This window comes from Corallococcus silvisoli, assembly GCF_009909145.1.
Lineage (GTDB): Bacteria > Myxococcota > Myxococcia > Myxococcales > Myxococcaceae > Corallococcus > Corallococcus silvisoli.
Window position 1 is genome coordinate 187,575 of the sequence record NZ_JAAAPJ010000009.1, and the last position, 12,338, is coordinate 199,912.

General features: G+C 69.2%; 12 protein-coding genes. All 12 read left to right on the forward strand.

From position 1 onward, the window contains the following. Positions 1-270 precede the first annotated feature (270 nt). The 12 genes from GTY96_RS19530 (at position 271) to GTY96_RS19585 (ending at position 12,253) form a co-directional block, all read left to right on the forward strand. Positions 271-1,977 (forward strand): 30S ribosomal protein S1, encoded by a 1,707-nt coding sequence (locus GTY96_RS19530; RefSeq protein ID WP_143904795.1) that lies wholly within the window; start codon positions 271-273, stop codon positions 1,975-1,977. Between the two features lie 314 nt (positions 1,978-2,291). Further along, the gene (locus GTY96_RS19535) at positions 2,292-3,473 is read left to right on the forward strand and encodes a thiolase family protein (protein ID WP_143904609.1); all 1,182 of its coding nucleotides are present in this window, start codon (positions 2,292-2,294) and stop codon (positions 3,471-3,473) included. A 12-nt stretch (positions 3,474-3,485) separates the two neighbouring features. After that, entirely contained in the window at positions 3,486-4,187 is a 702-nt protein-coding gene (locus GTY96_RS19540; RefSeq protein ID WP_143904608.1) for a CoA transferase subunit A, read from the forward strand. A gap of 3 nt (positions 4,188-4,190) precedes the next feature. After that, positions 4,191-4,853: a CoA transferase subunit B gene (locus tag GTY96_RS19545; protein ID WP_143904607.1), complete on the forward strand. Its 663-nt coding sequence runs from the start codon at positions 4,191-4,193 to the stop codon at positions 4,851-4,853. Positions 4,854-4,931: 78 nt separating this feature from the next. Further along, entirely contained in the window at positions 4,932-5,324 is a 393-nt protein-coding gene (locus tag GTY96_RS19550) for a PilZ domain-containing protein (protein WP_143904606.1), read from the forward strand. 39 nt (positions 5,325-5,363) lie between these two features. Then, positions 5,364-6,662, forward strand: a complete 1,299-nt coding sequence (locus tag GTY96_RS19555; RefSeq protein WP_143904605.1) for a class I SAM-dependent RNA methyltransferase — start codon at positions 5,364-5,366, stop codon at positions 6,660-6,662. 4 nt (positions 6,663-6,666) lie between these two features. After that, positions 6,667-8,064, forward strand: coding sequence for a VWA domain-containing protein (locus GTY96_RS19560; RefSeq protein WP_143904604.1), 1,398 nt, complete (start codon positions 6,667-6,669; stop codon positions 8,062-8,064). A 23-nt stretch (positions 8,065-8,087) separates the two neighbouring features. After that, complete coding sequence (locus GTY96_RS19565) at positions 8,088-8,603, forward strand: hypothetical protein (protein ID WP_143904603.1); 516 nt, start codon at positions 8,088-8,090, stop codon at positions 8,601-8,603. Between the two features lie 73 nt (positions 8,604-8,676). Continuing rightward, on the forward strand, positions 8,677-10,062 hold the full coding sequence (gene miaB / locus GTY96_RS19570; protein ID WP_143904602.1) for a tRNA (N6-isopentenyl adenosine(37)-C2)-methylthiotransferase MiaB: 1,386 nt from the start codon (positions 8,677-8,679) through the stop codon (positions 10,060-10,062). 38 nt (positions 10,063-10,100) lie between these two features. Then, positions 10,101-10,616 (forward strand): gamma carbonic anhydrase family protein, encoded by a 516-nt coding sequence (locus tag GTY96_RS19575; protein WP_143904601.1) that lies wholly within the window; start codon positions 10,101-10,103, stop codon positions 10,614-10,616. A 32-nt stretch (positions 10,617-10,648) separates the two neighbouring features. Then, positions 10,649-11,119: a cyclic nucleotide-binding domain-containing protein gene (locus tag GTY96_RS19580; RefSeq protein ID WP_143904599.1), complete on the forward strand. Its 471-nt coding sequence runs from the start codon at positions 10,649-10,651 to the stop codon at positions 11,117-11,119. A gap of 336 nt (positions 11,120-11,455) precedes the next feature. Continuing rightward, a complete protein-coding gene (locus tag GTY96_RS19585) occupies positions 11,456-12,253 on the forward strand; it encodes a DedA family protein (protein ID WP_143904597.1) in 798 nt (265 codons plus the stop codon). Positions 12,254-12,338 lie beyond the last annotated feature (85 nt).

Consider the following 12,338-nt stretch of genomic DNA (forward strand, 5'->3'; position numbering starts at 1 on the left):
CGCTCCGCCTGTCCCACCCGGGGCGGGCGGGCAGGGGGGCCTGACAGGTAGGAGAGGTGCGGACCCTGCCGGGCGTTCATAGAAAACGGAACAGCACCTGAGGCGGCGCCCCACTTGACTCCCGGAAACTCCGGTGTCTAGGGTGCGCGGCTTCCAGCCAGCCTTACGTCCCTATCGGAGGGACACCCGCGGTTTCCCGTCGCTCCCCGCAGGCGGCCGCGCACCCATTCAAACAGGGGGCAGTTGTACCGTTCCAAGGACTTCCACTTCATGCAGCAGAACGTGAACCAGCAGATCGACGGCGGTGACGAAGACTTCGCGGCGATGTTCGAGGCCTCGCTCAAGGAGCGTGGCGGCGACGGAATCCTGAAGGAAGGCGAGATCGTCAAGGGCACGGTCGTGCAGGTGACGAAGGATTTCGCGATCGTGGACATCGGCTACAAGTCCGAGGGTCAGGTCCCGATCTCCGAGTTCACCAATCCCCGCGGTGAGGTCACGGTCAAGGCCGGCGACCCCGTCGAGGTCCTCCTGGAGAGCCGCGAGAACGACACCGGCATGGTCGTCCTCTCCAAGGAGAAGGCCGACAAGATGCGCATCTGGGACGAAATCTCCGCCGCTTGCGAGCGCGATGAGATCGTCAAGGGCACCATCGTCGGACGCGTGAAGGGCGGCCTGTCCGTCGACATCGGCGTGAAGGCGTTCCTCCCCGGCAGCCAGGTCGATATCCGCCCGGTGCGCAACCTTGATCAGTACATCTCGAAGGAATTCGAGTTCAAGGTCATCAAGTTCAACAAGAAGCGCGGCAACATCGTCCTCTCTCGCCGCGTGCTGCTGGAGAAGCAGCGCGAGGAGATGAAGAAGGAGACCCTCAAGAACCTCAAGGAGGGTGCGGTCCTCAAGGGCGTGGTCAAGAACCTCACCGACTACGGCGCCTTCATCGACCTGGGCGGCATCGACGGCCTGCTCCACATCACCGACATGTCCTGGGGCCGCATCGGTCACCCCAGCGAGATGTTCAACGTCGGTGACGAAGTGCGCGTCGTCGTCCTCAAGTTCGACCCCGCGCAGGAGCGCGTCAGCCTGGGCCTCAAGCAGATCCAGGAGGACCCGTGGCACCGCGCCGACGAGAAGTACCCCGTCGGCACCCGCGTCGCCGGCAAGGTCGTGTCCATCACGGACTACGGCGCGTTCATCGAGATCGAGCAGGGCGTCGAGGGCCTCGTGCACGTCAGCGAGATGTCCTGGACCAAGCGCCTCAAGCACCCGTCCAAGATCCTGGAGGTCGGCCAGACGGTGGAGGCCGTCGTCCTCGACATCGATCCGAAGGCCAAGCGCATCGCGCTGGGCATGAAGCAGATCGAGCAGAACCCCTGGACGCTGCTGGAGGACAAGTACCCGATCGGCTCCGTCATCAAGGGCCAGATCCGCAACGTCACCGACTTCGGCGTGTTCGTCGGCGTCGAGGAGGGCGTGGACGGCCTGGTGCACGTGTCCGACATCTCCTGGACCCAGCGCATCAAGCACCCGGGCGAGATGTTCAAGAAGGGCGACGAGGTCGAGGCGGTGGTCCTCAACATCGACGTCGAGAACGAGCGCTTCAGCCTGGGCATCAAGCAGCTCCAGCCGGACCCCTGGGAGACCCTCTCCGAGCGCCTGCCCGTGGGCAGCCGCGTGAAGGGCAAGGTCACCAAGGTCACCGACTTCGGCGCGTTCGTGGAGATCGAGCCGGGCATCGAGGGCCTCGTCCACGTCTCCGAGCTGAAGGAAGAGCGCGTGGAGAACCCCCGCGACGTGGTGCAGGAAGGCCAGGATGTCGAAGTGAAGATCATCGACATCAACACCCCGGACCGGAAGGTCGCCCTGTCCATCAAGGCGCTCATCGGCGAGGGCGAGGACTACCGCGAGTACCTGCGCAAGCAGGCCGAGGGGTCCAAGGCCCGCCTGGGCGACGTCATGGCCTCCAAGCTGAAGAAGTAGTCAGCCGCCAGTCCTGACGTGAGAAGCGGCCGGGTTCCCGAAAGGGACCCGGCCGTTTTCTTTTGCCGCGGCTGACGCGGGCGGGCAGGGGAGCGTCCCATCCGACCGGTCGGACGGGCCCACCCCGGAAAAGCCCGCCTTCCGCCGCCGCAGTGGCCTGGGGTGGACAGTGGAGTCCGCCCCGGAGCGGGTCGCTGTCACTCCGCGCCTGGGCGCCGAGCGAGGACGCTTGAACTCCAGGGAACGCCCGGTGATAAGTGCGCCCATCGCCGTTAACCCTGGCTGTTCGCTCATCCGCAATCGGAGGCAGTTCCATGGCTCGTGAAGTCGTCATCGTGGGCGCGGCCCGTACCCCCATCGGCTCCTTCCAGGGCGCCCTGTCCAAGCTCACCGCGCCGCAGCTGGGCGCCATCGCCATCAAGGCGGCGCTGGAGCGCGCGGGCGTGAAGCCGGAGGCCGTGCAGGAGGTCATCATGGGCTGCGTCCTGCAGGCGGGCGTGGGCCAGGCCCCGGCGCGTCAGGCCACGATCTTCGCGGGCCTCCCGGAGTCCGTTCCCGCCGTCACGCTGAACAAGGTCTGTGGCTCCGGCCTGAAGGCCGTCATCGCCGCGGCGCAGTCCATCGCCCTGGGTGACGCGGACGTGGTCGTCGCGGGCGGCATGGAGTCCATGAGCAACGCGCCCTACGTGTCCCACACGATGCGCGGCGGGGCCCGCATGGGCAACGTGGAGTTCAAGGACGCGATGATCTCCGACGGCCTCTGGGACGTGTACGGCAACGTGCACATGGGCAACTGCGCCGAGGAGTGCGCCACCTCCCAGGACATCAGCCGCGCCCAGCAGGACGCGTTCGCGCTGGAGTCCACGCGCCGCGCCATCCAGTCCCAGAAGGAGGGCCTGTTCGCGCCGGAGATCGTCCCGGTCCAGATCCCGGGCAAGAAGCCGGATGAGTTCACCACCGTCTCCGAGGACGAGGGCCCCAAGAACGCCAAGCCGGACAAGATCCCGGGCCTCAAGCCGGTGTTCAAGAAGGACGGCACCGTGACGGCCGCCAACGCGTCCTCCATCAACGATGGCGCCGCGGCGCTGGTGCTGATGAGCGAGGAGAAGGCGAAGGCCGAGGGCCGCACCATCCTGGGCCGCATCAAGGGCTACGCGCAGGCCGCCCGCAAGCCGGTGGAGTTCACCATCGCGCCGGCGGACGCCATCAACACGCTGCTCAAGAAGCAGAACGTGACGGCCAAGGACGTGGACCTCTGGGAGATCAACGAGGCCTTCGCGGTGGTGGCCATCGCCAACAACCGCATCCTGGGCCTGGACCCGTCCAAGGTGAACGTGCGCGGCGGCGCGGTGGTGCTGGGCCACCCGATTGGCGCCTCCGGTGCGCGCGTGCTCGTCACGCTGCTGCACACGCTGAAGGACCAGGACAAGAAGCGCGGCGTGGCGTCGCTCTGCATCGGCGGCGGCGAAGGCATCGCGCTGATGGTCGAGCGCTGAGGACCTGCCCGCATGAACAAGGTCTACGCGAGCGCGGATGAGGCGGTCGCCGACATCCCGGACAACATCACGCTGATGAGTGGTGGGTTCGGGCTGTGCGGCAACCCGGAGAACCTCATCACGGCCCTGCACAAGAAGAACGTGAAGGGCCTCACCATCATCTCCAACAACTGCGGCACCACGGAGCTGGGGCTGGGCGTCCTCCTGCAGAACAAGCAGGTGAAGAAGATGGTCGCCAGCTACGTGGGGGAGAACAAGGAGTTCGAGCGGCAGTTCCTCTCCGGTGAGCTGGAGGTGGAGCTGAACCCGCAGGGCACGCTCGCGGAGCGCATCCGCGCCGGGGGCTGCGGCATCGGCGGGTTCTTCACGCCGACGGGCGCGGGCACCCAGGTGGCGGAGGGCAAGGAGTCGCGCATCATCGACGGGCGGCTGCACGTGCTGGAGACGCCCCTCAAGGCCGACTTCGCCATCGTCCACGCGTGGAAGGCGGACACCTGGGGCAACCTGGTGTTCCACAAGACGGCGCGGAACTTCACCCCCATGATGTGCATGGCCGCGAAGGTCACCATCGTGGAGGCGGAGCACATCGTGCAGCCGGGCGAGCTGGATCCGGACCTGGTGCACATCCCGAGCATTTTCGTGCACCGCATCGTGCAGGCGCAGAACCTCCAGAAGTGGATCGAGCGGCGGACCGTCCGCAAGAAGGCGTCCTGAGCCATGCCCCTGACTCGTGAACAGATCGCGCAGCGCATCGCCCAGGAACTCCAGGACGGCTTCTACGTCAACCTGGGCATCGGCATCCCCACGCTCGTGCCCAACTACATCCCGCACGGGGTGGAGGTGGTGCTCCAGTCGGAGAACGGCCTGCTCGGCATCGGGCCGTACCCGGAGGAGGGGAGCGAGGACCCGGACCTCATCAACGCGGGCAAGGAGACGGTGACGGTGGTGAAGGGCTCCGCCTTCTTCGACTCCGCGCTGTCCTTCGGGATGATCCGCGGCGGCCACATCGACCTGGCCGTGCTGGGCGCCATGGAGGTCAGCGAGGAGGGCGACCTGGCCAACTGGATGATCCCCGGCAAGATGGTGAAGGGCATGGGCGGCGCCATGGACCTCGCCGTGGGTGCCAAGCGCATCTACGTGGCCATGGAGCACGCGAACAAGGACGGGCAGCCGAAGATTTTGAAGAAGTGCTCGCTGCCGCTGACGGGCCTCAAGTGCGTGCACCACATCGTCACGGACCACGCGTTCCTGGACGTCACGCCGGAGGGGCTGGTCCTCCGGGAGCTGGCGCCCGGACTGACGGTGGAACGGGTGCAGCAGCTCACCGAGCCGAAGCTGAAGATCGCGCCCGACCTGCGCGAGATGAAGTTCCAGGCCTGACGCGGAGTGCTAGGGTGTGCTTCCGCCGCCTCGGGTGGGACGGAAGCCACCTTCCCCCCGAGGAGCGGAGCACCCCCCATGGCCGACACCCCGGAGAAGCCCGTCCCCGCGCCGCGCGCGCACCGCATCGACCATGAGCTGCCCGTGGCGTACCGCACGGTGGCCGGCTTCGTGACGGACTGGGCCGTGAACCTGTCGCGCGGCGGCATCTACATCAACACGCCGCAGCCGCTGGCGGTGGGCACGGTGGTGCGCATCCTGGTGTCGCTGCCGGGCGCCAGCTTCCCGGTGGACCTGTCCGGGAAGGTGACCCGCACCAACGCCCAGGGGACGCCGGGCTCCGAGGTGCCGGGGATGGCGGTGGAGTTCCTGGACGTTGACGACGAGAAGCGGTCGCGCATCGAAGCGTTCGTGGAGCGCCTGCGGGAAGCCCTGCCGGCGGACGAGCGTGGCAGTGCGACCCGGAAGTAGGGCGGCCCGACCCAGGCGGCCCCCGCGAGTGCGCCTGTGATGACGACGACCCTGCCCGAAGCTCCCATTGAACTGACGATTGAACGGCTGGGCCAGCTGGGGGAGGGCGTGGCCTCCTGGGAGGGCCGCACCGTCTTCGTGCCCGGCGCCTTCCCCGGCGACACCGTGCGCGTCCACCTGGAGGTCCAGGGCAAGGTCCTGCGCGGCCTCTTGGGCCAGGTGCTGACGGATGGCGCGGAGCGGGTGTCGTCGCGCTGCGTCCTCTCCGACGCTTGCGGCGGCTGCGACTGGCTGGAGCTGTCCGTGCCGGCGCAGCGGTCCGCGAAGCAGGAGATCGTCCTCTCCACCCTGGAGCACCTGGGCCGCCTGCCGCGCTCGGGCTTCACCGTGCGGCCGCTGCTGGTGGCGCCCCGGGACTGGGGCTACCGCCGCCGCGCGGTGCTGCACGGGGCGGGCAAGGGGGCGCTCGGCTACTTCGGCAGGCGCACCCATGAGCGCGTCCCGGTGGACGTGTGCCCCGCGCTCACGCCGGTGCTCACCGCGCTGCCCGGGAAGCTGGCCCCGCTGCTCAAGCCGCTGACGAAGGACACCGAGGACGTGCTCCTGCTGGCGGAGGGCGACAAGGCCGCGTTCGCGGTGAACCTCTCCGGCCCGGTGACGGCGCGGCACCTGGAGGCCACGGAGGCCGCCGTGCGCGCCCTGCGGCTGGAGGGCGCGGTGCTGGTGCCAAAGGAGGGCTCCGCACGGCTCATCGGCCGGCCGGTGCTGCGCTCGCTGTCCCCGCTGCGGCCGGAGGTGCCGGTGTACCTGCGGCCGGATGCGTTCGCCCAGGCGCACGCGGAGGCCAACGTGGGGCTCGTCACCGCCGCCCTCCACGAGCTGGGGGCCCGGGAGACGGACTCCGTGCTGGAGCTGTACTCCGGCAACGGCAACTTCACCTTCCCGCTGGCGGGGACGGCGGGGTCGGTGCTGGGGGTGGAGTCCTCGCCGGTGGGCGTGGAGCTGGCCCAGCGCAGCGCGCGCGAGGGTGGGGTGGCCAACGTGCGCTTCATCCAGGGCGACGCGCGCAAGGTGTGCGACGGGCTGGTGGCGGAGGGGCGCTCGTTCGACGCGTGCCTCGCGGACCCGCCCCGCGCCGGGGCGCCGGGGCTCGCGAAGTGGATGCGGGCGTTGAACGTGCGCCGGGTCGTGTACGTGGCGTGCGACCCGGCCTCGCTGGCCCGGGACGCGGCGGGGCTGGTGGACGCGGGTTACAGACCGGTGGCGCTCCAGGTGGTGGACATGTTCCCGCAGACGCACCACGTGGAAGCCGTGATGTCGTTCGAACGGCAGGCCTGACGCCATGGACGCCCGAATCGTCGAGTTCGCGGAGGTGCTTCGCCAGAACGGCGTGCGCGTCAGCACGTCCGAGGTGCAGGACGCGCTGCGCGCCACCGCCGAGGTGGGGCTGACGGACCGGGCCCTGTTCCGCTCCGTGCTGCGCACCACGCTGGTGAAGCGCGAGCTGGACGTGGAGACCTTCCGCCGCGCGTTCGACTTCTTCTTCTCCGGCGCGGCCCGCACGTTCGAGGCCATTGACGCGTCGCTGGCGAAGCAGCTGGAGGACGAGGGCTACCTGGAAGGCGACCTGCTGAAGATGGTCATCTACCAGATGAACCTGCTGGCGCCGGAGATGTCCCCGCTGGCCCAGGCCATCCTCGCGGGCGACCGCGCGCGGCTGGCGCAGCTCTTCCGGCAGGCGTCGCTGCAGCTGGACCTGGGCCAGTTGGAGAGCCCGCTCCAGACGGGGTTCTTCACGCGGCGGCTGCTGGCGGGCGCGGGCATGGAGCGGGCGCGCTCCGACCTCAAGTCGCTGGAGGACGAGCTGAAGGCGCGCGGGCTCCACACCGAGGGCGTGGAGATCGTCTCGCGCCACGTGGCGGCGGCGATGCGCAAGATTGAAGAGGCCGCGCGCCAGGAGGTGAAGCGCCAGTCCGAGGCCCGCATCCGCCGCCGCACGGACTCCGTGAAGGAGAAGCCGCTGCACCTGCTCACGCAGGCGGAGGTGGACCAGATGGAGGCCGCCGTCCGCACGCTGGCGGAGAAGCTCAAGAGCCGGATGATCCGCAAGCAGCGCTCGCACCGCCGGGGCTCGCTCAACGTCCAGCGCACCCTGCGCCGGAACATGCCGTGGGACGGCGTGCCCATGGTGCCCGTGTTCCGCACCCGCCGGCCCGAGCGCCCGGAGCTCGTCGTGCTCTGCGACATCTCCGACTCCGTGAGGAACGCGTCCCGGATGATGCTGCTGTTCATGCACACGATGCAGTCGCTGTTCGTGCGCGTGCGCTCGTTCGTCTTCGTGTCCGACGTGGGGGAGGTCACCCAGTACTTCAAGGACCTGGACGTGAGCGAGGCCATCGACGCGGCGACCACCGGGCGCACCGTGTCCATGAGCGCGAACTCCAACTACGGCCGTGCGCTGGCGGACTTCAGCCGCGACCACCTGGGCAGCATCACGCGCCGCACGACCGTGATGATCATTGGCGACGGCCGCAACAACTACAACGCGAACAACGCGTGGGCGCTCAAGGACCTGCGCCGCAAGGCCAAGCGCGTGCTGTGGATCTGCCCCGAGGAGCGGGGCAACTGGGGCATCGGCGACAGCGAGATGCTCACCTACGAGAAGCACTGCTCCCAGGCCGTGGTCGTCACCTCCGTGTCCGACCTGGCCCGCATCGCCGAACAGCTCGTCCCCGTCTGAACCCCTTTGCCCGAAGGTGCCCCATGGCTCCGTCCCTCTTCGACGACTACCAGGACGTCCCCAACGTGGAGACCGGCCCGGACTTCGACGCCGCCGACGACCGCACGCTGCGCATGGCGTCCCGGCCGGTCGACAGGCCGATGCTCGACGCGCTGGTCCGCTACCAGGAGACCTTCCTGGCGCACGTGGAGGCGGAGGCCGGCGCGGAGGCCATGGCCCGGGCGCAGGCGGCCGCCCTGGGCGCCAGCGGCCTGGACGTGAAGGCGGCGGAGTGGGGGAGCGCCGTCCTGCGCGCCTTTGGCGGGCGGCGTTGGACGGTGTCGCGGCTGCGCTCGAAGCTCGCGGAGCTGGAGGCGCGCAGCGGCCCGGAGGCGGAGGAGGTGCGCAAGCGCGTCCGGGACGAGCTGGTGAAGCAGGAGCGGGAGACGGAGGCCCTGGGGCGGCGGTACGGCGTGGAGACGGTCGCGCTCCTGCGCGAGCGCGAGGCGGAGCTGGTGGCGCTGCACACCCGGCTCACCCAGGTCCTCAGCCGGGGATGACCCGGCCCGTCCGCCCGGTTGCATTCCGCGTCCGGGCGTCGCATAACGGCCCGTTTTCCTTCAAGGCCCACCCATGAAGCGCTACTTCATCCACACCTTCGGCTGCCAGATGAACGTCAACGACTCGCTGCGGATGAGCGAGGCGTTGTCGAAGATGTCCTACGTGCCCACGCCGGAGCCAGACAACGCCGACCTCATCATCCTCAACACCTGCTCCATCCGGGAGAAGGCCGAGGACAAGATGCTGTCCGCGCTGGGGCGCTACCGCGCGGTGAAGGCCAGCCGGGGCGCCATCCTGGGCGTGGGCGGCTGCGTGGCCCAGCAGGAGAAGGACAAGCTGCTGAAGAAGGTCCCGTACCTGGACTTCGTCTTCGGCCCGGACAACATCGCGAAGCTGCCGGAGGTCATCGCCCGCGTGCAGGACGCGCGCGAGCGGGTGGTGGAGACGGCCTTCGTGGACTCCGAGGAGTACGTCTTCCCGCGCGCCGACGCGGAGACGTCCCGCGGCAAGGTGACGGAGTTCGTCACCGTGATGAAGGGCTGCGACAACGTCTGCTCGTTCTGCATCGTCCCGCACACCCGGGGCCGCGAGGTGAGCCGCGCGTTCCCGGACGTGCTCGTGGAGGTGGCGGACCTGGCGGGCGTGGGCGTGCGCGAAGTCACCCTCATCGGCCAGAACGTCAACTCGTACCAGGGCGGCATCAGCTTCGCGCAGCTGCTCCTGCGCACCGCGGAGGTGCCGGGCATCGAGCGCGTGCGCTTCACCACCAGCCACCCGCACGACCTGTCGGACGAGCTGATCGAAGCCTTCCGCGTGCAGCCGAAGATCGCCCCGCACTTCCACCTGCCGGTGCAGTGCGGCAGCGACCGCATCCTGAAGATGATGCGCCGCGACTACACGGTGGAGCAGTACCTGGAGCGCCTGGCGAAGCTGCGCGCCGCCCGGCCCGGCATCGCCGTCACCACCGACATCATCGTGGGCTTCCCCGGAGAGACCGAGGAAGAGTTCGAGATGACGCTCAAGCTCACCGAGCTGGTGAAGTACGACAACCAGTTCTCCTTCGTGTACAGCCCGCGCCCCAAGACGGGCGCCGCGCTGCGGGAGAAGGACTGGGGCCCCATCCCGCACGAGGTGAAGGTGGCCCGGCTGGAGCGCCTGCAGAAGGTCCAGCGGCGCATCAGCGGCGAGTACACCCAGGCGCAGGTGGGGCTGGACGTGGAGGTGCTCGTGGAGGGCCGCTCGCGCTACGACGCCACCAAGCGCTTCGGCCGCACGCCGGAGAACCGCACCGTCAACTTCGAGGGCGACGCCCCGGCGGGCTCGGTGGTGAAGGTCCACGTGGAGCGCGCCACGCCCAACCAGCTGGCGGGCCGGCAGGTGGCGGTGCTCCAGGGCCCCACCGTGGCGCCGCCGGCGGTGGAGCTGCCCGTGCCGCTGCATGTCCCGGCGGAGGCCTGACGCCTCCCGCCGTTCTCTCGCCGTTGGAGGGTTCCACCATGCCGTTGAGGCCGTTTCGCGGAGTGTCCCCCCGCGTCCACCCCAGCTGCTTCGTCGAGGACTCCGCCCAGGTGGTGGGGGACGTGGAGCTGGGCGAGGACTCCTCCATCTGGTTCAACTCCGTGCTGCGCGGGGATGTGAACTCCATCCGCATTGGCCGGCGCACCAACATCCAGGACCTCACCATGGTGCACGTCACCAGCCAGGGTGACTCCACGGTGGTGGGCGACGACTGCACGGTGGGCCACCGGGTCATCCTCCACGGCTGCACCGTGGGCCACCGGGTGCTGGTGGGCATGGGCGCCATCCTGATGGACGGCGTGGAGGTGGGCGACGACTGCATCATCGGCGCCGGCACGCTGCTCACGCCCGGGACGAAGGTCCCCCCGGGCTCGCTGGTGGTGGGCTCTCCCGGCAAGGTGAAGCGCCCCCTCACCGACGGCGAGCGCGAGTTCTTGATCCAGTCCGCCCTCCACTACGTGCACACCGCCTCCGAACACCGCGCGAGCCGCTGACGCCGCCGCGTTGTGCGTGTTAGGAACACCTCATGGCTCTCGTGCCCGAGACGACCCTGAAGGCCTGTCCGCTCTTCAAGGGCTTCACCGACACTGGCATCTCCATCTTCGCGGCGGCCGCCGTGTCGCGCGCCTTTCCCAAGGGGACGGCGCTGTTCACCGAGGGCAAGCCGGGTGACTCGCTGTGGATCGTCGGCGAGGGCACCGTGCGGCTGAGCGCCCGCAGCCCGACCGGCGAGGACGTGCCGCTGGGTGAGGTCACGGTCGGGGAGCCCCTGGGCGAGCTGGCGCTCGTGCAGAAGGGGGAGCGGCTGTGCACCGCCACCGCGCAGACGGACGTGATGGCGCTGGAGATCCGCGCCGCGGACTTCCAGAAGCTGCTCGCCCAGAAGCCCCAGGCCTGCATCAAGCTGCTGATGGGCATCGTCAGCCACTTCGGCGTGAAGGCGCGGGACAACCGGGACATGCTGCGCACCCTGGTCGCGCGGGCCCCTGGGAGCTGAGGGGGCCGCCCGTCCCCCCGTCCGAGCCCGTCCCGGTGTCGGGCGGCGGTCGCGGGGCTCCTGCCAGGAGGCCGGAAGGACGAGAGATCCTGCCACCCGTACGGGAGGTGGTTACTGTCTCGCCGGATGCTCCCTTGCAGCCCCACCCTGGAACACACAGTGGGTGCGGGTAGGCGGCGGACCGAGGGCTTTCGTGATGGGGCCGGAGCGTTTGAGGTGGGATGCTGGGTGGCCGGAGTTTTCAACTGCCGCACCCGGTTGATGGTTGGGTGCTGAACGGGCAGGCCCGGGTGATTGCCGAGCGGCCCTTCGGGAAGTGATTGGACGGAACGACGCGTGGAAGATTTTCTCACCAACCTGCTCGGTAACTCCCAGGGCCTCTTCGCCTACTTCACCGTGTTCGGCATCCTGGTGGCATGCGGCTTGGGTGTGCCGCTGCCGGAGGACATCTCGCTCATCCTCGGCGGGTTCCTGGCGCACAAGGGCGCGGCGCACCTTCCCGTGATGATGGCGGTGGGCTTCTTCGGCATCCTGGTGGGTGACAGCCTCATCTACCTGGCGGGGCGCCGGCTGGGCACGCGGCTGGGACGCAACCCGGATGCGAAGGGGGGAGGGTTCTTCGCGAAGATCGTCACGCCGGAGAAGCGCGCGAAGGTGGAATCGCTCTTCGTCACGCACGGCCAGAAGATCGTGATGATCGCCCGCTTCATGCCGGGCGTGCGCGCGGTGACGTACTTCACCGCGGGCTCCGTCCACATGGCGTACTGGCGCTTCATCCTGTGGGACGGGCTGGCGGCGCTGCTGTCCGCGCCGGTGTTCGTGTGGCTCGGCTTCCACTTCGGCGGCGAGCTGGACATGGTCATCCGCAAGCTGAAGGACGGCCAGGTCGTCGTGATGGGCTCGCTGGCGGTGCTGGCGGTGGGCTACTTCGTGTACCGCCGCCGGAGGAACGCGAAGCTCGCCGCGGAGGCCGCGGCCAAGGCCCAGATGACGCAGGTGACCCTGCCGCCCGTGCCGGAGACCTTGGAGAACAACAGCGTGGCGCAGACGCGCGCGCCCAGCTCCAACACCTTCTTCGACGTGCCCGCCGACAAGGCGCCCCCGTCCGAGCCGGACCTGAACGCGCACAAGTAGCCGCCGCGCCCCCTCCGCCGCGGACACCGGACCCCGCCCCCCTCGACTGGAGGGAGCGGGGTTCGTCGTTGCGGGCCTACGTGCT